The 23,351-nt window shown below is 69.8% G+C and carries 17 protein-coding genes and 4 pseudogenes; 8 read left to right on the top strand and 13 right to left on the bottom strand.

Features of this window, described 5'->3' with window-relative positions; genetic code table 11:
• Window positions 1-106: 106 nt before the first annotated feature.
• Window positions 107-652, top strand: a pseudogene (locus AC067M_RS43565) (IS5 family transposase); the annotation flags it as partial.
• A gap of 36 nt (window positions 653-688) precedes the next feature.
• Here AC067M_RS43565 and AC067M_RS43570 read toward each other — a convergent pair.
• The 5 genes and pseudogenes from AC067M_RS43570 to AC067M_RS43590 form a co-directional block, all read right to left on the bottom strand.
• Window positions 689-2,001, bottom strand: a pseudogene (locus tag AC067M_RS43570) (IS701 family transposase).
• A gap of 292 nt (window positions 2,002-2,293) precedes the next feature.
• A complete protein-coding gene (locus AC067M_RS43575) occupies window positions 2,294-3,619 on the bottom strand; it encodes an MDR family MFS transporter (RefSeq protein WP_478702548.1) in 1,326 nt (441 codons plus the stop codon).
• 11 nt (window positions 3,620-3,630) lie between these two features.
• Window positions 3,631-5,406, bottom strand: a complete 1,776-nt coding sequence (locus AC067M_RS43580) for an ABC transporter permease subunit (RefSeq protein WP_478702549.1) — start codon at window positions 5,404-5,406, stop codon at window positions 3,631-3,633.
• A gap of 113 nt (window positions 5,407-5,519) precedes the next feature.
• Window positions 5,520-7,028, bottom strand: a complete 1,509-nt coding sequence (locus AC067M_RS43585) for an ABC transporter substrate-binding protein (RefSeq protein WP_478702550.1) — start codon at window positions 7,026-7,028, stop codon at window positions 5,520-5,522.
• 188 nt (window positions 7,029-7,216) lie between these two features.
• Window positions 7,217-7,894 carry a GntR family transcriptional regulator gene (locus tag AC067M_RS43590; RefSeq protein WP_478702551.1) on the bottom strand — a complete coding sequence of 226 codons (678 nt, stop codon included), beginning with the start codon at window positions 7,892-7,894 and terminating at the stop codon, window positions 7,217-7,219.
• Between the two features lie 261 nt (window positions 7,895-8,155).
• Here AC067M_RS43590 and AC067M_RS43595 point away from each other — a divergent pair, with 261 nt between their 5' ends.
• The 6 genes and pseudogenes from AC067M_RS43595 to AC067M_RS43620 all read left to right on the top strand — a co-directional run.
• Complete coding sequence (locus AC067M_RS43595) at window positions 8,156-9,544, top strand: amino acid permease (protein WP_478702552.1); 1,389 nt, start codon at window positions 8,156-8,158, stop codon at window positions 9,542-9,544.
• Complete coding sequence (locus AC067M_RS43600; RefSeq protein ID WP_478702553.1) at window positions 9,541-10,305, top strand: SDR family NAD(P)-dependent oxidoreductase; 765 nt, start codon at window positions 9,541-9,543, stop codon at window positions 10,303-10,305. Before AC067M_RS43595 ends, AC067M_RS43600 begins: the two co-directional genes overlap by 4 nt.
• A 23-nt stretch (window positions 10,306-10,328) precedes the next feature.
• Window positions 10,329-11,603: an aminotransferase family protein gene (locus AC067M_RS43605; protein ID WP_478702554.1), complete on the top strand. Its 1,275-nt coding sequence runs from the start codon at window positions 10,329-10,331 to the stop codon at window positions 11,601-11,603.
• A 5-nt stretch (window positions 11,604-11,608) separates the two neighbouring features.
• Window positions 11,609-13,087, top strand: a complete 1,479-nt coding sequence (locus AC067M_RS43610) for an NAD-dependent succinate-semialdehyde dehydrogenase (protein ID WP_478702585.1) — start codon at window positions 11,609-11,611, stop codon at window positions 13,085-13,087.
• A 553-nt stretch (window positions 13,088-13,640) separates the two neighbouring features.
• Window positions 13,641-13,964 carry a hypothetical protein gene (locus tag AC067M_RS43615; protein WP_478702555.1) on the top strand — a complete coding sequence of 108 codons (324 nt, stop codon included), beginning with the start codon at window positions 13,641-13,643 and terminating at the stop codon, window positions 13,962-13,964.
• Window positions 13,965-14,092: 128 nt separating this feature from the next.
• Window positions 14,093-14,358, top strand: a pseudogene (locus AC067M_RS43620) (DUF6009 family protein); the annotation flags it as partial.
• Between the two features lie 241 nt (window positions 14,359-14,599).
• Here AC067M_RS43620 and AC067M_RS43625 read toward each other — a convergent pair.
• Entirely contained in the window at window positions 14,600-15,244 is a 645-nt protein-coding gene (locus tag AC067M_RS43625; protein ID WP_478702556.1) for a CBS domain-containing protein, read from the bottom strand.
• A gap of 629 nt (window positions 15,245-15,873) precedes the next feature.
• Between AC067M_RS43625 and AC067M_RS43630 the strand changes: the two genes are divergently transcribed.
• Window positions 15,874-16,632: a hypothetical protein gene (locus tag AC067M_RS43630; protein ID WP_478702557.1), complete on the top strand. Its 759-nt coding sequence runs from the start codon at window positions 15,874-15,876 to the stop codon at window positions 16,630-16,632.
• Between the two features lie 80 nt (window positions 16,633-16,712).
• Here AC067M_RS43630 and AC067M_RS43635 read toward each other — a convergent pair whose 3' ends face one another.
• From AC067M_RS43635 to AC067M_RS43665, 7 genes and pseudogenes are all read right to left on the bottom strand, one after another.
• Entirely contained in the window at window positions 16,713-17,960 is a 1,248-nt protein-coding gene (locus tag AC067M_RS43635) for an MFS transporter (protein WP_478702558.1), read from the bottom strand.
• 283 nt (window positions 17,961-18,243) lie between these two features.
• Window positions 18,244-18,962: pseudogene (locus tag AC067M_RS43640) on the bottom strand (IS6 family transposase).
• Between the two features lie 148 nt (window positions 18,963-19,110).
• On the bottom strand, window positions 19,111-19,749 hold the full coding sequence (locus tag AC067M_RS43645; protein ID WP_478702586.1) for a CoA transferase subunit B: 639 nt from the start codon (window positions 19,747-19,749) through the stop codon (window positions 19,111-19,113).
• A gap of 20 nt (window positions 19,750-19,769) precedes the next feature.
• A complete protein-coding gene (locus AC067M_RS43650) occupies window positions 19,770-20,525 on the bottom strand; it encodes a CoA transferase subunit A (RefSeq protein WP_478702559.1) in 756 nt (251 codons plus the stop codon).
• A 46-nt stretch (window positions 20,526-20,571) separates the two neighbouring features.
• Window positions 20,572-21,321: an SDR family NAD(P)-dependent oxidoreductase gene (locus AC067M_RS43655; protein ID WP_478702560.1), complete on the bottom strand. Its 750-nt coding sequence runs from the start codon at window positions 21,319-21,321 to the stop codon at window positions 20,572-20,574.
• Window positions 21,318-22,289: a fumarylacetoacetate hydrolase family protein gene (locus AC067M_RS43660; protein WP_478702561.1), complete on the bottom strand. Its 972-nt coding sequence runs from the start codon at window positions 22,287-22,289 to the stop codon at window positions 21,318-21,320. Before AC067M_RS43660 ends, AC067M_RS43655 begins: the two co-directional genes overlap by 4 nt.
• Window positions 22,290-22,410: 121 nt before the next feature.
• Window positions 22,411-23,349 (bottom strand): VOC family protein, encoded by a 939-nt coding sequence (locus AC067M_RS43665; protein ID WP_392042150.1) that lies wholly within the window; start codon window positions 23,347-23,349, stop codon window positions 22,411-22,413.
• Window positions 23,350-23,351: the final 2 nt, after the last annotated feature.

Raw genomic sequence — 23,351 nt, forward strand, 5'->3', positions numbered from 1 at the left:
CCGCTACGAACGCAAGGCCGACCACTTCCTCGCCTTCACCAGCATCGCCTGCACCCTGATCTGCTACCGCAGACTCACCAAATGAGATGACGTCTTAAGCGGCAAAGTCCGCCAGGCCGAAGGCCGCACCAGCGAGCCCAGCGCCTGCCTGATCGACAGCCAGAGCATCAAAACCTCCGCCACCGTCCACCTGACCAGCCAAGGCATCGACCCCGCCAAGAAAATCATCGGACGCAAGCGGCACATCGTCACCGACACACTCGGCCTCCTGCTGGCCGTCGCAGTCACCGCCGCCAGCGTCCACGACTCCGCCGCCGGCACCCAGCTCCTGACCAAAATCCGCGAGCGCCACCCCACCATCACCAAAGCCTGGGCCGACAACGGCTACAAGACCAAAGCCGTCGAACACGCCGCCCACCTCGGCATCGACCTCGAAATCGTCCAACGCGACCCCACCACCCGCGGCTTCCACGTCCAACCCCGCCGCTGGGTCATCGAACGCACCCTCGGCTGGCTCATGCACCACAGACGCCTGGCCCGCGACTACGAAACCCACCCCCACCGATCAGCCGCCATGATCCAACTCGCCGCCATCAACCTCATGACCCGCCGCCTCACCCACGAGACCACACCCAACTGGCGTGACAGCTAAGCCGAATGAAACAGAGATCAGAGAACCAAACGCTCACTAATACTCCAGCCGGACTTCTGTATTTGTCCTGGTCAACGGCTTGGCGGTGGGGAGTGTAGCGGGGTTTCGGCATGGGCGGGACGGTCTTGGGCCGGCTGTCCCACCAACGTGTGCCCGCGCCGCATGTAGTGACAGCGTCGGGCACGTGCTTGGTGGCGACGCCGCCATCGGGACCAGTTCATCGCGTGGTAACGCGGCGTGCAGGATGGCGGCGGGGGTGAGCTGCCAGCAGACGACGGATTTCGGCTGGTGTGAGGTCCACGAGGTCGGGTGTGTCGGCCTCGACACCCCTTTTTCGCGCTCCTGGACGGCCATCACCGCGAGGAAGGCGTGGGCGAGCATGGCGAGGGTGATGTGCCGGTACCAGCCCACGCAGCGGCGGACCTCGTACTGGTCCAGGCCGCATTCGTTCTTCGCGCTCTGGAAGCACTCCTCGATCTTCCACCGGCGTCCGGCGACCCGGACCAGGTCGGCGACGCTGGCGTCCAGCGGAGCGCAGGCGAGGTAATAGGCGAGTTCGTCGGGCTTGCTGATGCTGCGGCGGGCCAGCATCCATCGCTGCCGGGTCGGCTCATCGCCGTCAAACTCGGCCACGGCGGGCAGACGGGCGGCGGCCCAGTCGTAAAACCGTTCGCCCTTGGCTCCCGGCCCCGCTGACAGACGCTGCCATGCCTCGGGCGGGGCCTGGGCGATGAGATGGTCGATGCGCGGGCCATGGACCTGCTGCGACTTGGGCACGGCAACGACGTAGGAGAGCTGCGCGTCTTCCAGGAAGCGCCGGAAGTGCGAGTCCTGTCCGTAGGCGGAATCCGCGGTGACCCAGGCGATGGGAAGCGGTGAGGCCAGGGCGCGCAGGATCATGTCGCGGGCGAGGTCGCCTTTGGTGGCGAAGGTGCGCTCGTCGGGGATGCGGGCGGCTTGGCAGCGTTCCCGGTCGCCTGTCCAGGACTTGGGCAGGTAGAGCTCGCGGTCGACCAGGGCGTGGCCGCGGGTGGTGGCATAGGCGGCGAAGACGCCGATCTGGCATTCTCTGTCCGTCCGGCGGTGCCGGAGTACTGGCGATGCACGCCTGCGGAGGTGATGCCTTTCTTCACGGAGCCGGTGTCGTCGAGGTTCAACACGCCGCCTGTCTGGCCGAGTTGTTCGGCCACGTAGGTCTGCAGGTCGTCGCGCAGGCCGTCGGCGTCCCACCGGCTGTGGGAGAGCAGGTGCTGCAGGCCGTGTGGGATGGTATGACCGGCGTACTCGGCGAGTTGCCAGCTGTTCTTTCGGCCTACCGGGCCGAGCAGTCCGCGGACGTAGTCCCGCATCCACTGCCGGGCCTCCACACGGCAAAAGCGGGCTCCGGTTCACAGGAAGAGTTCTTCGAGTTCCAGGTCCCAGGCGTTCGTCGGTACGTCGTGCATCACGACAAGGAGCTGCTCGTCGCCCCGTCACTGCATGCGGCGCGGGCACACGTTGGTGGGACAGCCGGCCCAAGACCGTCCCGCCCATGCCGAAACCCCGCTACACTCCCCACCGCCAAGCCGTTGACCAGGACAAATACAGAGGTCCGGCTGGAGTACTAAGCACGGTCACTACCGCACAGGCTGCGCCGGCACCTCAGCATGCTGGGTTGGAGCTCCCGGCCGGTCTGGTCCGCTTGGTCTGAGCGACTTGTTCCGTCCGCTCCGGGCGGCGAGGCAGCAGGGCCATGCCGAGAATCTGTACGCCGGCGAGGACGAGCCAGGGTACGGCGGGCGGGAGTCCCAGGTCGAGTAGGGAGCCGGTGGCAGAGCTGCCGACGAGGACGATCAAGCCGGAGACGGAGGACAGGGCGCCGGTGTAGAGGCCGAGCCGCCCGTCCTCGGCGAGGTCGGGCACCCAGGCGCGGGCGGCCGGAACGACCAGCATCTGGCCGAGCGTGAGCAGGACGACGTACCCGGCGGCGGGCAGCAGTCCCGCGATGCCAGTCCAACCGGCGGGCCGGACAGCGGCCACGATCCCGAAACCGGCCGCGATGAGCAGCAGCCCGACGATCATTGAGCGGCGAAGGCCGAGCCGGTCACCTGCCCAGCGCGTGATGGGCAGTTGGGCGCAGACGACCAGCACGGAGGAAAGCGCGAACAGCCAGGACAGGTCTGCCTGGGAGCCGGTCGCGCGCTGCACCTCGTCCGGCAGGGCGAGGTAGAGCTGGTTGTAGGCGAGCAGGTATGTGCCGTAGGCGCAGCACACGGCGAGGAAGCGGCGGTTGCGCAGGAGTGCGCGGGCCCCGCCCCGTTTCCGGGTGCGGACTCGGCCGGGGATGTGCTGCGGCATCAGCCTGGCGTGACCTGCCAGGACGAGGACGAAGACGGCGGCTCCGGCGAGGCAGGTGGTGCGGAAGTCCACGGCGAGCAGCAGGCCGCCGAGCAGCGGGCCGACGAAGGCACCGGCCTGTCCGGCCGCGCTCAGCAGAGCCAGCACCCGGGTGCGTGAACCGTGGCCCTCCTCCTCCCAGAGCACCGCCTGCCGGGCCACCTCGGACTCCACCGCCGGGGAGAACAGTGCGGCGGCGAAGCCGATGAGGAGCACCGCGCCGATCACCGTCCAGGTCTGCTCCGCGTACCCCAGCCAGGCGAACCCGGCGACCCGCAGCACGCAGCCGGTCAGCACGATCGGGCGTACGCCGTAGCGGTCGACGAGTGCGCCGCCGACCACGAAGAGACCCTGCTGGCTGAAGGTCCGCAGGCCCAGGACGAAGCCGACCATCCACCCCGCCATGCCGAGCGCGGTGCCGAGGTGCTCGGCCAGGAACGGCAGGACGGCGTAGAAACCGATGTTGAAGGTGAGCTGGGTCAGGAGCAGCAGCCGCAGGAGCGGTGACAGGTGCTTGAAGGTCCGCTCGCGTGAAGGCTTCGTGGACCGGACGGTTCGGCGGGTCCGGACACGGGAGATGAGCTCGGTCATAGGGGTGTCCGTCAGCTTCCGGGTGGTGTGAGTACGGGAGTACGCGGTGGCTGGGGCACCGTCTGCGCTGCCCCACGGGGGCGGTCCGTGGGCGCTGCCGGGCGGGACGACGCCCGTCGCCTGAGCCGGGGGAGGCGTACTCCGCCGGCCGCCGTGACCGCGAGCGCCCCGAGGAGGGTGAGGACGGCGGCCGGGGCGAGGACCGCCCAGGGGGCCCGTTCGGCGTACGGCTGGTTCTCGGCGAGCAGCAGGCCCCATTCGGGGGAGGGGGGCTGGGCACCGAGGCCGAGGAAGCTGAGCGCGGCCAGGTTCAGGGCGATGCCTGGCAGTCGGAGCAGGGCGTGGCGGACGACGGGCGGCAGGACGGCCGGGAGCAACTCCCGGGTGAGCAGGTACCACTCCGTGGCGCCGAGGGCGCGGGTGGCGGTGAGATGGGTGGTGGCGCGTTCCTGCTGGAAGAGGGCGGAGGTGTGGGTGGCCAGAGGGGTCCAGGCGCCGACGGCCACGGCGATGGCCGGGGTCCATGAGCCGCTGCCCGCGAGGCCGGTCACGAGGAGTCCGGCCAGGACGGGTGGTACGGCGTTGATGGTGTCGGCCACGGGCCCGCACAGGCGGGGGAGCAGGCCCAGCAGGATGCCGGTGACGAGGGCGGCGGCGCTGACGGCCAGGGCGATGCCGAGGGTGGTGAGCGCGCCGTGGGCGACGCGGGCCAGGATGTCGCGGCCGAGCGCGTCGGTGCCGAATGGATGCGCGGGGGAGGGGGCTCGGAGCCGGGCGCCGGGGTCCAGCGCGAGCGGGTCGCGTGGCAGGCCGAGGGCGATGACGGCGGCCAGCAGTGCCCCGTACAGCAGGGGAAGGGTGCTGCGCGCCGGCGGTGCGGGCGGATGCAGGGAATGCAGGGCGCCGTCGCGCAGCGCGGGCCCGATGAGCAGCCGGGCGGTGAGTCGCGCCAGGGCACTGGCGACCGCGGCGAGCAGAACCAGGGTCAGCGTGCCGGTCTGCAGGACGGGCAGGTCCTGGGCGAGGGCTGCGCGCAGCGTGAGTTGGCCGAGGCCGGGGATGTCGAAGATCTGCTCCACGGCGACGGCTCCGCCGGTCAGCCCCACCACGAACAGGCCCAGGTTGGGAAGCAGCCCGGGCACGCACCGCCGCAGCGCCTTGCGGGCCACGGACGAGGGCGGGACGCCGCGGGCGGCGGCGGCCAGCGCCCACGGTTCGGCGAACGCGCCGGGCAACAGGTCGTCCAGGAGCCGCCCGAGGACCGCCCCGGCGGGCAGACCGAGTGCGAGGGAGGGCAGGACCATCCACTGGGGGCCGTACCAGCCGAGGGCGGGCAGCCAGCCGAGCTGCACGCCGATGACCGAGGCCAGCACCGAGGCGGCAAGGAACTCCGGCAGTGCGGCCAGCACCGCCGATCCGGTGCCGCCCGGACGCCTGGTGCGGAGCCGGCGTCTGGAGCCCAGCCACAGGGTGCGGGCGCATACCGTGGCGGCCGTGCACACGGCGACCGCGACAGCCCCGGCCATCAGCATCAGGGAGACACCGAGGGCCTGCACGGCGGAGGGCAGCACCTCGCTGCCGGAGACCCAGGAGCGGCCCGCGTCCCCGTGCAGCAGTCCGCCCAGCCAGTGCCCGAGCAGTGGCAACGGGCCGTCGCTGAGGCCGAGTTGATCGCGTATGGCCCGCAGTGCCCCGGGGGTGGGATCGCGCTCTGCGGAGCGGGCCTTGAGCACGGTCAGCGCGGGGTCGGTGCGCGACAGCCACGGCAGCAGGCCGATCGCGCACACCAGGGCGGCGGTGAGCGCGGCCCGCCACAGCAGCGTGGGGCCGCCGCCCCGCGCGAGAGCGCGCAGGACGGCGGACAGAGCGGAGGGGCCGCCGGAGCGGCCGCAGGTGCCGTTCAGCGCCGGGTTCCTGTTCCCACGTACTGACGCTCGTCCCAGCTGAACAGCGCGCCCTGCACCGACTTGGCGATGCCCAGGACGGCCTTGGCATGGACGAGGGGGATCACCGCGTCGGTGCCGAGGATCGCCGCCTCGGCCTTCATGGCGGCGTCCTGTCGCCTGCCGGTGTCGGGCTGTGCCTGGGCGGCGGCGACGAGCCGGTCGACGTTCTTGTCGCACAGCTGCGACAGGTTGTAGGTGCCCTTGCAGGTGAAGTCGCTGGCGAGTACGGAGACGGGGTCGCCCGTGTCGAGCATCATGTTGCGGGAGGTCACGGCGGCGTCGTACTTCCCGGCCAGCATGTCGCTTTCGACCTGCGAGTCGCTGCGGACCACCAGTTTCACCTTGAACCCGGCCTTCTCCAGATCCTGTTGCAGCACCTGTGTCACCTCGGGCAGCTCGGGCCGGGTGGAGTAGGTGGCGATGGTGATGGGCCTGCCGTCGGGCTTGGTGGCCTTGGCCCGTGCGGTGGGTGCGACGCGCTTGCCGGACGTCCAGGGCAGCGCAGGTCCGAAGAGGCCCTTGGCGGGTTCGGCGTACCCCTCGTACACCTGCTTGGCGATGACGGAGGTACCGATGGCCTCGCGCGCGGCGGCCCGCAGTCCGGGGTCGGAGAAGGGGCCGGACTTGGTGTTCAGGTACAGGCTGGTGTCGCGGGCGGTGTCCGTCTCGTGGACGGTGTCCTTGTCCAGGGAGGCGATCTGCGAGACGGGGATCGCCTGGGCGATGTCCACCTGGCCGGTGCGCAGGGCGTTGGCGCGGGCGGTGCCGTCGGCGATGAACTGGACGTCGACGCCGGGCGACTGGGCGAGGCCATCCCAGTAGTCGTCGAAGCGGTTCAGGGTGGCCGCCGTGTCACCGGTGATCTTCGTGATCTCGAAGGGGCCGGTGGCGGTGCCGACCGGGTTCACGGCGCCATTCTTCTCGTACGCCTTCGGGGAGAACACCGCCAGGCTCGGGTTCGACAGCCGCAGCGGGAGCACGGGGTCGGCCGTACCGGTGTCGACCCGCACCCGGTCCTCGCCCTCGGCCTCGGCGGTCAGTTTCACGCCGGTCAGGGCGGTGGGCGCCGGCTCGGCCCGGGCGGCGTGGGTGAGGGCGGAGGCGACGGCCTCGGCGGTGACCTCGGTGCCGTCCTGGAACGTGGCGTGCCGCAGCGTGAACACCCAGCTCCTGTCGTCCTTGTCGCTGCTCCACGACTCGGCGAGCGCGGGGACCGCGGTGCCGTTGGCGTCCAGCTCGGTCAGGCCCTCCGAGACACCCAGCCTGGACATGATGAAGGCGTCCTGGCCGTAGGGGGAGTAGTCCTGGGTCGGTGCGAAGGCCAGCGCCACGCGCAGCCGGGCTCCCGCCGCGGAGCCCGACGAGGCGGAGGACGACGAGTCGTCCTCACGGGAGGCGAAACAGCCGGTGAGGAGGGGAGCGAGGAGCAAGCCGGCTATCAGTCGGCGGCGGGGTGTTCTCATGGTTCGCGTTCTTGTCTTCCGACGATGGCGATCAAGGAGGCATCGACGGGAGCGTATATGAAAATCGTTTCCATTTCGCCAAGAGGGTCCCAAGACGCAGAATCGTTTCGTCCTGGAACGGTTCGGTCTTCGTCGCGCGCCGGGGCGCTCGACGTCCACCACCGTCACGGTGTGTACGGGGTACGGCGTCAGCCGTCGTTGTGGGCGGCCAGGATTCGCTGCACCCTTTCGGCGTTCGTCTCGATGTGGTGACTCGCCTCGCGCTGTGCACGCCGGGCATCGCCTGCCCGAACCGCTTCCATGAGCGGCTCGTGCTCGCTGACCACCTTGCGAGGGTTCTCGTACTCCCGCTCGTACGCGGACAGGGCCATGAGATAGAAGCGCAGTTCCCGGGTCAGTCCCGCGTAGAACGCGTCGATGCGGCTACTGCCGAGGGCTGCCACGATCGCCGCGTGAAAGGCCAGGTCCGCGGCCACGATGTCGGCACGCTCGTGTGATGTGGTCGCCGTCTCGAGGCGGGAGTAGGACTCCTCCACGACCGCGAGCTGGTCAGCGGAGAGGGGTGTCGCCAGCGCGGCCGTCTCCAAGCGCTGACGAGCGGTGTAGAGCTCCGCGACCGTCTCCGGTGTCGGAGAGATGATCATGGCCCCGCGGTTCATCTCGAACCGGACCAGACCGCCGTGCTCGAGCAGGCGGACCGCCTCGCGGACCGTGTTGCGTGCGATGCCGAGTTCGGCGGCGATCGCACTCTCGCGCAGGCGCTCACCGGGGCGGAAGGCGCCCGCGAGAATCCGCTGCGAAAGTCCGTCCGCGATCTGCTGTGCGGTCGTTGTCCTGCGGGCCACAAACCCGTCGAGTGCCGTCATGGCGCCATCGTACCGAGCTGGACCTCTGGCGCTCAACAGTAGAACTGTTCTACAGTTCCACGCCGACGGTCGCACAGCCCGACTTTGCCCTGGGACAGCGTCTCCGCGTCGTCGCCCGACGCCGCAGGCCCTGCCCCGCCGCAGCTACCGCGATGCCAGGCGCTCTGCGCCCACTTCCGACCCGCGAATCGCCTGGCGCGCACACGGCCCCCGTTGTCGCATGCGACCACCGGCAACGACGCCGCAGAAAGGCTCAGAACAGTGCAGACAACTCCCGAAGTCACCACAGAGCGCCTCCAGTCCGACGCGCCAGGACCGCTCAGACAACGGCACGTCCGAATGATCGCCCTCGGCGGCATCGTCGGTGCCAGCCTCTTCGTCGGCAGCGGAGCCGTCATCCACACCGTGGGTCCGGCGAGCATCCTCTCCTACGCCCTCGGCGGCCTCCTGGTCATCCTCGTCATGCGGATGCTGGGGGAGATGGCCACCGCCTCGCCCACCCTCGGGTCGTTCATGGAATACGCCCGCGCCTCGCTCGGCGGCTGGGCCGGCTACACCATCGGCTGGCTGTACTGGTACTTCTGGGTGGGCGTCGTGGCGTTCGAGGCGGTGGCCGGCGCCAAACTGCTCATGCTGTGGATCCCAGACGTACCCCAGTGGGTCTTCTCTCTGGTCCTGATGACCCTTCTCACCGCCTCGAACCTCGTGTCCACCCGCTCGTTCGGCGAAACCGAGTTCTGGCTGGCTTCGGTCAAGATCGTCACGATCGTCGTCTTCCTCCTCGCCGGCACCCTCTTCGCCCTGGGAGTCTGGCCGGGGTCGACGCTGTCGGTCGGCAACGTCACCCACGGCAGCTTCGCCCCCCACGGCCTGTCGGCGATCCTGCACGGCATCGTCATGGTGATCTTCGCCTACGTCGGCACGGAGATCGTGACCATCGCCGCGGCGGAGTCCGCGGACCCGGTGAAGTCCGTGGTCAAGGCGACCTCCTCGACGGTCTGGCGTGTGATCATCTTCTACGTCGGCTCGGTGACCCTGCTGGTGATGATCACCCCGTGGGACCAGGTCCCGACCCAGACCAGCCCGTATGCGGCCGCCTTCGGCAAGATGGGCATTCCTGCGGCGTCCACTGTCATCAGCGTCGTCGTGCTCACGTCCGTGCTGTCGGTCCTCAACTCCGGCCTCTACACGGCCTCCAGGATGCTGTTCGCACTCCAGCGCCACAACTGGGCGCCGAGGTGGGTCGCCGACCGCAACCGCAAGGGAACGCCCTGGAAGGCCATTCTGGCCTGCACGTCCGCCGGCTACGTCACCGTCGCCATGAGCTACGTCGCGCCGGACACCGTCTTCGATTTCATCATCAACTCCGCAGGGGCCGTGGGCCTGTTCGTCTACGCGATCATCGCCGGATCACAACTGCGCATGCGGCGCCGGCTGGAGCGGGAGGCCCCCGAGCTGCTCAAGCTGCGCATGTGGGGCTACCCGTACCTGAGCTGGATCACTCTCGCGGGCATCCTGGTCGTGCTGAGCTCCATGCTGCTGGTTCCGGACGCCCGCTCGCAGCTCTACCTCAGCGTCCTCAGTCTGGCCGTCATCCTCGCCACGTACGTGGTCGTGCGGTACGTGCAGAAGGCCGTCGCACGTCGATGACGAGCCAGGTACCGACGCCGTCCCGGGTGGCTCTCGTCACGGGAGCCACCTCAGGGATAGGCGCCGAAGCCGCCCGGCGACTCCACCAGGACGGGTTCGCCGTGCTCCTCAGCGGCCGTTGCGGCGAACGAGGTGAGGCCCTGGCGCGTGAACTGGGCTCCGACAGCGCCTGTTTCGCCCCGGCAGACCTCACCCGGGACGGCGAACCCGACCGCCTCCTTGAACACGCCGTCGACCGGTTCGGCAGGGTGGACGTGGTGGTGAACAACGCGGCAGCCGACCACACCGGAGAACTGCTGAACGTCCCGGCCGCCGAGATCCGCGCCACGTTCGAGATCAACACCTTCGCCGCGATCGCCGTCCTCCAGGCGGCAGGGCGCGCCATGCGGCAGTCGGGCGGCAGCATCATCAACGTCACCTCCCGGCTGGCCACAGCCGGCGTTCCCACGATGGGTGTCTACAGCGCCAGCAAGGGCGCGATGAAGGCCCTGACGGCAGCGGCGGCGGTGGAACTCGCGCCGTACGACATCCGCGTCAACGCCGTAGCACCCGGCATGACCCGCACGCCGCTCTACGAGGCATGGCTCGCCTCCCACGAGGACCCCGAGACCGTTGCCCGCAAGGTGGCCGACGGCATTCCGCTCGGCAGGCCGGCCACCCCGCAGGACGTCGCGAACGCCATCGCGTTCCTGGCCTCGCCCAGCGCCGACTACATCACCGGCATCACCCTTCCCGTCGACGGCGGCTACACCGCCCAGTAACTCCACACCCCAGGGAAACAGTCATGTCCCACGAGAACCCGCCCGTCCTGACCGGTCCCGCCCTCTGGAGTGCCCAGGCCCACATCCCGTCCGTCCTGGGACGCCAGCTGACCGTCGACCGCGCCGAAGGAAGCTACGTCTTCACCACGGACGGCCGCCGTCTGTTCGACGGCACCGCCGGCCTGTGGCACGCGAACGTCGGCCACTCCCGCCCCGAACTCGCCGAGGCCGCCTACGAGCAGATGCGGCGGCTGGAGACCTACCACATCTTCGGCCGCTACCTGAACGACCGAGCCGTCGAACTCGCCGAGCGACTGGCCACGCTCTCGCCCATCGACGACCCCAAGGTCATCCTCAACAGTGGCGGTTCCGACGCCATCGACGTCGCCTGCAAGCTCGCCCGCCGCCACTGGCAGCGCGAGGGACGCACCGACAAGACGGTGATCCTCAGCCGCGAGTTCGCCTACCACGGCCTGCACGCCTACGGAACCAGCATCGCGGGCCTCGACTTCAACCGCGTCGGCTACGGCACCGAGTCCCTGGTACCCGAGACCGCGCGCGTGTCGACCCATGACATCGAGGCGGTCGAGCGCACGGTGCGCGACATCGGCCCGGAGAACATCGCGGCGATCGTGGCCGAGCCCATCCAGGGCACCGGCGGCGTCAACCCGCCCGCCCCCGGCTACCTGGAGGGCTTGCAGCGCATCTGCCGCGAGTACGACATCCTCCTGATCGTCGACGAGGTCATCACCGGGTTCGGCCGTACCGGCCACATGTTCGCCTCCGAGCGCTACGGCCTGCGTCCCGACCTGATCACCTTCGCCAAGGGCGTCACGTCCGGATACGCCCAGTTGGGCGGCGTGCTGGTCGCACCCCGCATCTGGCAGCCGTTCTACCGCGACTCCTCCGACACCCCTGTCTTCCGCCACGGCGCCACCTACGCCGGGCACGCGACCGCCTCCGCCGTCGCCCTGCGCAACCTCGACCTCCTCGAAGAGGACAAGCTGCTGCCCCGGGTGACCGAGCTGGAGCAACTGCTCGCCCGCGAACTGAACGGCCTCACGGCCCGGGCAGCGGTCGTGGAGACGCGTGTCGCAGGTTTCCTGGGCGGCATCACGCTCACGGACGGACTCAGCGCCGAAGCGGTCACCGACGAACTGGTCGAGCACGGTTTCGTCACTCGTCCGCTGCGCGGCAACACCGTGCAGGTCAGCCCGCCGTTCATCACCACCGATGACGAGATCCGGCAGCTCGTGGCCGCCATCGACACCGTCATCGCCGACCAGGAAGCCAAGTGACCACCATGCGCACCCTCCCCGACGCCGATCCGACCGCCCTGGCCGGCTCCGACAAGGTTCTGGCCAACCTCAATCTCGCCGTGCCGGGCGTGAGCCGCACCTTCGACGTCCACGATCCGGCCACCGGCCACACGATCGCCCAGGTACCCGACTTCGATGTCCAGCGAGCCCTCGACGCGGTCGCCCGCGCCGACGAGGCAGGCCGGTCCTGGGCCGCCACCACCACCCGGCACCGCGCCGACATCCTGCGCGCCTGGTACGACCTGATCATGAGCAACGCCGAGATCATCGCCCTGCTCATCACCCGCGAGATGGGCAAGCCGCTCGCCGAGGCCCGCGCCGAACTCTCCTACGGCGCCGACTTCGTCCGCTGGTACGCCGAGGAAGCGGTGCGCCCGGCCGGAAACCTCCGCGACGCTCCCACCGGCGGGGCCCGTCTGTTCACCCGGCGTGCACCGGTGGGGCTGTCGGTCCTCATCACCCCGTGGAACTTCCCGCTCGCCATGGCCACCCGCAAGATAGCCCCGGCGCTCGCCGCCGGTTGCCCCGTGGTCATCAAACCCGCGCCCCAGACCCCCCTGACCACCATCTTCGCCGTCCAACTCGCGGTCGCAGCCGGTGTCCCCGAAGACCTGGTCCAGGTCGTCACCACCACCGACGCCCCCGCCTTCAGCACCGCGGTGCTGACCGATCCGCGGGTGCGCAAGGTGTCGTTCACCGGCTCGACCGCGGTCGGCAAGGTCCTGCTGCGTCTCGCCGCGGACAACGTACTGAAGAGCTCCATGGAACTGGGCGGCAACGCCCCGCTGCTGGTCTTCGACGACGCCGACCTGGAGCGGGCCGTCGACGGGGCGTTCGCCGCCAAGATGCGCAACGGCGGCCAGTCCTGCATCGCCGCCAACCGCATCTTCGTCCAGGACGGCATCGCCGACGACTTCGTCGACGCCCTGACCGACCGGCTGACCGTCATGGAAGTCGGCCACGGACTCGCCCCCGGCGTGGGCCTCGGCCCCGTCATCGACCACAGCGCCGTGACCCGACTCGCCGGCCTGGTCGAGGACGCGACCCGCCGCGGCGCACACCTCCGCACCGGCGGCTCGGCTCCCAGCCACCCCGGCACGTTCTTCGAACCGACGCTCCTGGACCACGTACCGGCTGACGCCGACCTCGCCCGCACCGAGATCTTCGGTCCCATCGCCGCCATCCAGCGCTTCTCCCACCAGGACGAGGCCATTTCCCGCGCCAACGACACCGAGCACGGCCTGGCGGGCTACGTCTTCACCGAGAACCTCGACCGCGCCTTCAACGTGGCCGACCAACTGGCCACCGGCCTGGTCGGCATCAACCAGGGCGTCCCCTCGAACGCGGCCGCACCGTTCGGCGGGGTCAAGCAGTCCGGCCTCGGACGCGAGGGCAGCAGCGAGGGACTCGAGGAGTACGAGGAGATCCGCTACTACAACCTCTCGTTGCGTCCGACCAGTTGACAGGCCCTTGTTGGCCCGCCGCAACGTCCTGCCGAGGCCGCCCGCAAGCCATGTCGACCGACTGGCCTGACAGGTACGACTCACGCCGGAGCCGGCGCACCACGCCGGCTCCGCCTCCGGCGTGCTGACCACTGGGCTGCCGGTCGGCAACGGCGTCGGCGTGGCCCTCATCGGCCTCGTCTTCCACAAAGCGCTCGGCGACGCCCGGTGCCGGGCGACCTCTCCGACGCGTTCCGCGGCTGCCTCTACTACATCGTGGCGATCACCGTGCTCATTCGCCCTCCTGGCACGACGAAGGGCTCCCGCAAGGACGTGACTGCGGGAGCCCTTCGGTCTCTGCTCGGCGTGCTGGGGCGTCAGGCACCGGGTGCCACCGGCAGCACGTGGCCGCCAACCCTGCCGGTGCTCAGGCAGAGGGAGCAGACCTCGGCGCAGGTAGTACCTGCCCTCGGTGAGCACGGCCGACTCCGATGACGGAGGCGTCCCTCATGACGGATCGGCCCGGCGGGCGGTGGGCGAATGCCGTAGGCGAGGCGAAAGGTCCTCTGGTCGCATGGCAGCATCGGCGGACGTGAGTGTGTCCGTGGAGGTACGGAGCCTGCGCGCGGCGGTGTTCGCTGTGCTATGCGTGCTGCTCGCCGCCGGAGGTCATGCGCTGGCCACAGGCGCGGCTCCGCCCGTGTGGGTGCAGTTCGCCGGAGCCGTGCCCCTCTTCGCGGCCGCGTTCCTGCTGGGCGGGCGGGAGCGAACCCTGGTCGGCATCGGTGGTGGGACGCTCGCAGCCCAGGGCGGGCTGCACGTCGCGTCCGGCGTCACCCGCCCGCACGCCGCGATGGCTGTGCACGGCATGCGGATGACCGAGCCTCCGCCAACTTGAAGTCGCTGATCAAAAGGCTGGTGTGACGGTATTCCGGGGGTGCTCGCGCTGGTCGTGGACTGGAGACTGTGAAGTAGATCGTCTGCCAAAGCTGTATCGCATTCCCTTTCCGCTGACCCCCCTACCACCGCGACGGGCGCATGGTCGGCTACGCCATCCTCAGCCCCGACGCCAAGGCCTCCCGCGCCTCCGGCACCTTCCGCCGCCGCGTCTTCTGGCTCCTGCCCCACGACCGCGACAGCGACCCCGACGGCCTGTACGCCAGGAGCGCCCCGCCGAAGCCGTCGACCCCCGCACCCTCGAACCCTGTGTCAAGGGTTACAAAACCGAACGCTCCGAAGGCGGGCCGCCCTCCCGGGCCATGCAGGAACTCGGCATACAACTCCCGCTGTAACCGCGCCTTGATAGCGCCGACCGCGGTGAGCCCAGTACTGATCCCAATGACATCGCCGCGGTTGTACGCGACGAAGCGACAGGGTGACCGATCGAGATCCCCTAGGGCCTTTCCGCAGGCGTCGGATCCCGGCGGAAGGCAGCCAGGGGTGAGCGCGCTCAGCGCCCGGTCGGTGATCCGCAGGCCCAGGTCGTCATTTGCGCCTGGTACCGGGAGCGGCCGGACTCCCGGGGCAGAACACCTAGTCCGTCCGGGTGGCGGCGAGGTGGGCGTCTACGGCGACGACACCGTCGACGCCTTGGCAGAGGCCCACGATCACTGGGACGAGACGCGGTTCCGGGACGTGACCGCGCAGGGTGACGACACCGTCCCGGACCTCGACCGCGACGGTGCCCTCGTCCAGGCCGAGGATGCGCCCCAGGACGTCCTGCTCGATCTCGCTGCGGATCTCGACGTCGGAGCGGATGAAGGCGTCGAGCAGGTCGCTGCGGGTGACGATACCGGTGAGGAGCCCGTCGTCTCCGACCACCGGCAGCTGCTTGACGTGCCGCTTGCGGAGTTCCCGTGCGGCACGGGGGATCGTCCAGTCGGCGCGGGCGGTGAAGACGGGGCTGCTCATGAGCGCGCCCGCGGTCCGGGCCCGGGCCTTGCCCCAGGCGCGCTCGTCGTTCCCGTCCTGACCCTGCGGATCAGGCATGCCGGTCTCGTGTCGCAGCACGTCGGCGGCGGACACGACGCCGACGGGGGCGCCGTCGGCGTCGACAACCGGCGCCGCGACGATGTCGTTCGCGTCCAGCAGGGCGGCGACCTCCTGGAACGGCGTGTCGGGGCGGAGGGTGAGGACCTCCTCGGTCATCACGTCACCGACCGTGCGGCGGTGCAGCATGGCATCGGCCTCCTCCGCTTTGCGACGGGGCGGCCGCGGTCGGACCGCCCGGGCGGACGACGCGCGGCGCGCTGGCCCCTGCTGGCTCGTCCACGCCGTCTTTCCTACCCATGACAGCACCGCGGCGCTCCGGTGACCACTGGCGTTCGGCCTGGCGGGGAGGGCCGTGAGGCATTGACGACAGGCAGCGGACTGCTCGTGAAACGCTCCCGCTGCACTGTGGTCCGTGGGGTGTCAGGTCTTGGTGATGCCGGTGACCTCCGCCGGTAGGGGGCCGGAGTCGTTGCGGGCAGAGGGATCTCGTCCAAGAGCAGGTGCTGCAGGCCGTCCGGCCCCCTGCAGCACGAAGCGGAGATCGCGCTCGTCGTCCACCTCCTGCGGAGCGTCACTGAGAGCCCTCAGCAAGGCCCGCAGCCGCGGATAAGGCGTCTGGGGCGAGCGGCTGTCCGCTGCCTATGCCTCAGTCGACGTGCCCGACGGGGCGTCCGAGTCAGATTCCGTGTCTCGATGCTCGACACACTCGCCATCAACCCAGCCGTACGGGGCCCAACTTGTTCGCCCCGGCACCTCGTACGGTGTTGCCGGGGCCGCCGGGCGGACTGGTCATCGTGATGTACCGAGGAGAGTTGATGCTCGATCTGGAAGAGCGTGTCACCCGGGTGTTCAACCCGGATGTCCGGCCGCTGGTGCAGGAGGCGCACCGCTGCTACGCCTCCGGCGCCGCCCGTGCGGCGATCGTGCTGACCTGGACCGCGGTGTGCGCCGATCTGATCCACAAGGTGCAGGTCCTCAAGGAGGAGGGCGAGGCCGACGCCCGCGGCCTGGTCGACGGCGTCGAGCGTGCCCAGCAGCCCGGACAGGCCGACGCGGTGGACATCATGCTCGGCGTCGAGTGGACCATCCTGGACGTTGCCGAGAAGCTGGCACTGATCGACTTCACGCAGAAAATGCAGCTGGAGCGGTTGCGTGAGGACCGGCACTTGTGCGCCCATCCGTCCCTGCGCCCGCTCGGGGAGCTGTACGTGCCGGCGACGGAGTACTCCCGGGCCCATCTGGCGGTGGCGCTGGAGGCGGTGCTGATCCACCCTCCGAGCCAGGGCCGCAAGATCTTGGCGAGTTTCGCCGCGCACGTCGCCGATCCAGCGTTCACCTTTGCTCCCCAGTACCTTAAGAGGTCGTTTTCTCGCTTGGTGCGCGCTTTTCTCCTGCGTTTCTTGGTGCGGGTCGGTCAGCCCATTGGGGCAGGTGGAGCGGATGTGGCCGCTGCACTGCATGGTGCGGCGCCTGGGGCGCAGTACGGCTTGCACCTGTCTCATCCCAAGACGCCCCGTTCTGCGTCTGTGCTTCCGCATGCTGGCGGCGTGCGCCTGGGCGCACTCGGTTCCTGAAAACGACCTCTCAGGCCTGGGCGGCGTACAGGGCGCCGAGAGCTGCGGCGAGGGCCGGGAAGCGGATGGCCCGGCCCGGCTCACGCTTGCAGGGTCCCCTGCGGGCTCGTCTTCCGGAGGAGGAGGGGCAGCAGTCCGGCCGCCACGAGCGCGGAGGCGAGGCCGAGGGCGCCGACGGCCGTCGTGAGGTGGCCGGTGGCGGACTCGAGGGCGAGCAGGGAGAGCGGGCAGAGGAACTGCCCGAGGAAGAACGACGCGATCCACAGTCCGGTGCCCCGGCCGCGGTTGCGGTATTCCAGCTTTGACATGGCCCAGGTGAGCAGCGTGGGCAGCAGAAAGCCGGTGCCGATGCAGTTCAGGAAGGTGCCGAAGATCAGAACGGCCACGTTGTGGGCCAGGCTGATCAGCACGAACCCTGCTGCGCACAGGGCGAAGATCGCGGCCAGCCTGCGCTCCGGCCGGCCGGTTGTCGAGGCGAAGATGACGGAGCCGATGACCGTGGCGGCGCTGGCGATTGCGGTGATCATGCCGATGAGGGCGCTGGACTGTATGCCCAGGCCGTTCATCAGGTATGCCGTTTCGGCCGGGACGGCGTAGAAGACGATGCCACCGAACACCGAGAGCAGGCAGATGCCGGCCAGCCGGCCGGCCGAGGAGGGCCGATGCCCGACGGTGAGTGCCTCGTCCATGGGGGCGCCCGGCCCGGGCTTGGACAGGAATGCGGCCATCGCGGGGGCGAGGAGCAGCCCGACGGCGTAGAGCTGGAACGGGGCGCGCCAGTCCGAGGCGCCCATCGCGCCGCCGAGTATGAAGAAGGCGGTGGCGGCAATGGTGGCGCACACCGTCTGCAGGGCCAGGTAGCGGTCGCGTGCCCGGCCCGCGTAGTAGTCGCCGATCAGTGTCGTGCAGGAGGTCATGATGAAGGCCTCGGCGACACCGAGGAGGGCACGGCTGGCCACGATGGCGCCGAGCGAGTCCAGCCACAGAGGAGCGGTGCCGAACAGCGCGTACAGGACGGTCGCGACGACCAGCGGAATCTTGCGTCCCAGGCGGTCGAGCAGGACACCCGCGAAGGGGGCGACCAGGGCGAGCGTGAGCGCGGGGATCGTGAGGATCAACGGGACAACTGCGTCCGCGTCCGGCACCGTCCTGAACAGCTCCTGCAGCTTCGGCAGCACGGGAGCGAGCAGCACCGCCCCGATGACCGGCAGACAACTCCCGCTCATCAGGAGCGTCAGGCGCAGACTGCCCCCGGATTCGGGCACGGGCTCGGTGCTCCGGACGGCGAAACCGCCGACGGGAACGGGTGGGGAGGTGAAATCGGGCACGTAAGGCCTCCATAGCGGGCGGTGACAGGGCACGCGGCAGGCTGCTGCCGTGGCCGTGCCACACCGCAGAGCGCCAGTGCACTGAAGGGAAACGCCCGGAGGAATGAGAGGGGCGCCAGGACTTGCACGACTATGGGGCATGTTGCTCCCTGGCGCCTACCCCCTGCGCCATTCAACTGGTGGATCTTGCCTATCCATCCTCTGGATGGCGCTGTCACGTTGTTGGGTGGGAAGGTGTCTGATGGTGCGTCGCGGCGTGGTGGAGCCCGGTTCCGGGCTGTGCTCAGGCCGCGGTGGCGAGGCCGGCGACGCCGGTGATCTGCTCCCAGATCGCGAAGCGGACGGTCATCTCGGCGCGGTAGTCGTGTGCGGGCATCAGATGGCGGCGGGGCCGGAAGTGGGGCGAGATACCGCTGAACGCGGACAGGAACCGCTGGGCTGCGCCGGTGCTCCGGAAGCCCTTCATCGCGCGTTCGCGCTGTCTAGTGGGCTGGTGGCTGTTCTCGGCCCGGTTGTTCAGGTATTTCGACTGCCGGTGCTCGACGCAGGGCATGACCTCGCGGTGAGCGGCGCCGTAGGAGCGCAGCTTGTCCGTGACGACCACCCGCGGCACCACGCCTGCCGTCTTGAGGAGTCGGCGGAAGAATCGCTTCGCCACGGTCTTGTCCCGCCGGTTCTGCACCAGGATGTCCAGCACCATGCCGTCCTGGTCGACAGCCCGCCAGAGGTACTTCTGCTCGCCGTTGGTCTTGATGAAGACCTCGTCCAGGTGCCACTTGTCACCAGGCCGGGGCTGGCGGCGGCGCAGCGAATTGGCGTACTGCTGCGCGAACTTCATGCACAGCGGCGGATGGTCTCGTAGGAGACGATCACGCCGCGCTGGAGCATCAACTCCTCGACCTCACGGAAGCTGAGGGGGAACCGGAAGTACAGCCACACGCAGTGGGAGATCACCTCGACCGGGTACCGGTGCCCTATGTACTGCGGCGACGCGCTCCCCACGGACGATCCCCCTCCACCATGATCAACCCGGAGATCATCCCACCCGCTCAGCCAACGTGACAGCACCGGGGAAAAGGACGAGAACATCGGGCGGGCAGGGACCACGGTCCCTGCCCGCCCGACGCGTCCATGGTCCTTTGCTTCCCGATCAGAGGGGCGTGAGGATCAGCGGGGCGTCGGTACGGGCCGCGATGTTCTCGGCGGTCACACCCGGCCCGCATTCCACGAGAACGAGGCCCTCGGGCGTGACGTCCAGGACGCCGAGGTCGGTGATGATGCGGTGGACGCACCGCTCGCCGGTGAGAGGGAGAGTGCACTCCTTGACGATCTTCGGGGTGCCGTCCTTGGCGGTGTGTTCCATGAGGACGATGACGCGGCGGGCACCGTGGACGAGGTCCATCGCGCCGCCCATGCCCTTGACCATCTTTCCGGGGATCATCCAGTTGGCGAGGTCGCCGTTCTCCGACACCTGCATGGCGCCGAGCACGGCGGTGCCGATGTGGCCGCCCCGGATCATGCCGAAGGACAGGGCCGAGTCGAAGAAGGAGGCTCCCGGCAGGACGGTGACGGTCTCCTTGCCGGCGTTGATGAGGTCGGGGTCGACCTGGTCCTCGGTGGGATAGGGGCCGGTGCCGAGGATGCCGTTCTCGGAGTGGAGAACGACATGGACGTTCGGCGGGAGGTGACCGGGGATGAGGGTGGGCAGGCCGATGCCGAGATTCACGTAGGAGCCGTCGGTGAGTTCAGCGGCTGCGCGGGCGGCCATCTGGTCGCGGGTCCAGCCCAGTTGCGTGCCGAGGGTGGTGCTCATGCGCGTACGGTCCTCTTCTCGGGCTGTTTGTCGGCGGCCTGGGCCGGAGTGAGGGGCACGATCCGCTGGACGAAGATGCCCGGCAGATGGACCTCGTCCGGGCTCAGCGCGCCCGGCTCGACGAGTTCCTCCACCTCGGCGACGGTGATGCGGCCGGCCATCGCGGCCAGCGGGTTGAAGTTGGCGGCGGACTTGCGGAAGACCAGGTTGCCGTGGCGGTCGCCACGCCAGGCCCGTACGAGGGCGAAGTCGGTGGTGATGCCGTGCTCCAGGACGTACGTCCGGTCGGCGAAGTCGCGGGTCTCCTTGGGCGGGGAGGCCACAGCGACCATGCCGTCGGCGGCGTACCGCCAGGGTAGTCCGCCGCGGGCGACCTGGGTGCCGACCCCCGCAGGGGTGTAGAAGGCGGGGACGCCCGCTCCACCGGCGCGCAGCCGCTCGGCCAGCGTGCCCTGCGGCACCAGCTCCACCTCCAGCTCGCCCGACAGGTACTGGCGGGCGAACTCCTTGTTCTCGCCCACGTAACTGCCCGTGACACGGGCGATGCGGCCGTCGGTCAGCAGGACGCCCAGTCCGCGCCCGTCCACCCCGCAGTTGTTCGACACGACCTTCAGGCCGGTGGCGCCCTGGGCGTGGAGGGCCTGGATGAGTACGTCGGGGATGCCGCTGAGGCCGAAGCCGCCGACGGCCAGCGACGCCCCGTCGGGGATGTCGGCGACCGCCTCCGCGGCGCTCGCACAGACCTTGTCCATGGAGGGAGGGCCTTTCTGTCGTGTCTGTCGTTGCCTTGCTGCTGGTTCAGACGTCCGGGCGCAGGGCGTCCGAGATCGGCTTGGCGCCGCCGTGCGCGGTGAGGCCGCCGTCGACGGGGATCTCGGCTCCGGTGATGAAGGACGCTTCGTCGGAGAGGAGGAAGGTGACGAGCGGGGTGATCTCGTCGACGGTTGCGGTGCGGCCGAGCGGGGTCTCGCGGATGTTCGCCTCGCGGAACGCGGGAGCGGCGGAGGCGGTCATCTCCGTCTCGATGAATCCGGGGTGGATGATGTTCACGCGGATGCCACGAGACCCCAGTTCCATGGCGGCGGTCCTTGACAGGCCGCGCAGCGCCCACTTGCTGGCCGTGTACGCGACCGGGTAGTGGGCGGTCAGCGCCGCCGACGAACCGACGTTCACGATCGACGCGCCCGCGCGCATCAGCGGCACCAGGTGCTGGATGCCCAGGAGCGGCCCGGTGACGTTGACGGCGTGGACGCGGGCCATGTCCTCGGGGCGCACGGAGTCGATCCGGGCGCGCCAGGTGATGCCCGCGTTGTTGACCAGGCCGTGCACCTGCCCGTACGCCTCGTTCAGTTCGGCGGCGAGCTCGGCCCAGTCCTTCTCGCTGGTGACGTCGAGGCGGCGGCAGCCGGGTGCCTCCGTCACGTCGGCGGCGATCACCCGGGCGCCCTCGCGGGTGAGTGCCTCGGCCTCCGCGGCGCCCTGGCCGCCGGCCGCGCCCGTGACCACGACGACCTTGCCGGCGAGCCTCTTGGGGTGGAGGTTGGTCACGGCCGCTCCCGGGGGCGGCGCCGGGCGACGGGAACCGGCAGCGGGTCGGGGCCGGGCACCACGGTGTTGGCGACGGATCCGATGCCCTCGACGGTGAGCGTCACCGTGTCGCCGGGCTTCAGCGGCGCCGGGTCCTGCGTGCCTCGTACGCCCCACAGTTCGGCGAGGCAGCCGCCGTTGCCGCAGGTGCCGGAACCGAGGACGTCGCCGGGGCGGACGACGGTGCCGCGCGAGGCGTAGGCGACCATCTCCTCGAAGGTCCAGCTCATGTTGGACAGCAGGTCCCTGCCCACGACCTCGCCGTTGACCTCCGCCGTCAGTGCCAGGCGCAGGAAGCCGTCCGCGTCCCGGTACTTCTCCAGCTCGTCGGCGGTGACCAGGTAGGGGCCCAGCGTGGTGGCGGTGTCCTTGCCCTTGCAGGGGCCGAGGCCGACCTTCATCTCGGCGGACTGCAGGTCACGGGCCGTCCAGTCGTTGAAGACGGTGTAGCCGACGATGTGGTCGCGGGCCTGCTCGGGGGTGAGGTCGCGGCCCTCCTTGCCGATCACGGCGGCGACCTCGAGCTCGAAGTCGAGCAGGCTCGACCCCGGGGGCACGGGGATGTCGTCGTGCGGGCCGTACACCGCGTAGGGGTTGGTGAAGTAGAAGGTCGGCGCCGCGTACCACCGCTCCGGCACCCCGGCGGCCCCGTCCACGGAGCGCCGTACGCCCTCGACGTGTTCCTCGAAGGTGACGAAGTCCCGCACGGTGGGCGGCTGGAGCGGAGGCAGCAGCCGCACTTCGGAGACGTGGGGACCGGCCTGGGCGTCGAGCATCCTGGTGCCCGCGTCGAGCAGTTCCGGCATACTGCCCGCCTCGGTGAGCAGTCCGGTCAGGGAGTGGACACCGGACAGGGGGCGGAGTATGCCGTCCTTGTCGACGACGGCCACATGGTGTTGGTCGCGGTGTTCGTAAGTGGCGAAGCGCATGGGAGGGGTCCAGTCGGCGTGGGGCGGGCAGGCACGGAGGAGCCGGGGGCGGGCAGTGCAGTCACGGCAGGACAGCGGATCACCGCGCCCCGGGGGCTGGAGGACCTTGCCGGCCGGGCGGTCAGACCGGCGGCGCGACGAACACGCCGCGGTCGACGTCGTTGAACGACTCCTTGACGATGAGTTCGTTCATCGGGTTCGCGGTGCCCCACTGGTCGGTGACCTCGGGCTCCGAGAAGTCGTAGACGTGGGGGTGCCAGGTGTCCTCGTCCAGTTCCTCCAGCTCGGTGGTGTACTCGACGGTGTTGCCGTGCGGGTCGAGGAAGTACGTGAAGGTGTTGTCGCCCGCCATGTGCCGGCCCGGGCCCCAGAGCTTGCGGGCGCCGGAGCGCATCACGCGGCCCGAGCCGCGCATGTACTCGTCCAGGCCGCGCATCTCGAAGGAAACGTGGTGCAGGGAGGTGTGCGGGCCCTTGGCGATGGCCATCGAGTGGTGCTGGTTGCTGATCCGCATGAAGTGCATGACCTCGCCCATGTGCGGCGAGCCCAGCGTGTCGGAGAGACGGAAGCCGAGGTGGCGCTCGTACCACTCACGCGTCCTGTTCAGGTCCGGGGAGTTGAGCACCACGTGCGACAGCCGGACCGGGATCGACTCCTTCTCCTCCACCCTGCGGTGCTGCCTGGCCTCGACGTCGGCGGAGACCTCGATGGTGCGGCCGTCGACGTCGAAGAAGCGGAAGCCGTAGCCACCGCCGGGGGTGTCCACCTTTCCCGGCTGGGAGATCAACTGCACGCCCTGCGAGAGGAGTTGCTCGGCCAGCGTGTCGACGTCGGCCGGGCTGCCCGCCCCGTAGGAGACCAGGTCGAGGCGCTTCTCGTCGGCCTGGCGCAGTCGTACGACGTACTGTTCGGGGCTGCCCTCGGCGGCGAGGAAGGAGATCCCGGAGTCCTCGGCGACCTTGGTCAGGCCCCAGACGCCGGCGTAGAAGTCGAGCTGCTTGTCGTAGTCGGGCACGGCGAGGTCGACGTGCCGCAGGTGGGTGAGCAGGCGGTTGCTCATAG

Source organism: Streptomyces sp. NPDC043427 (assembly GCF_056436655.1).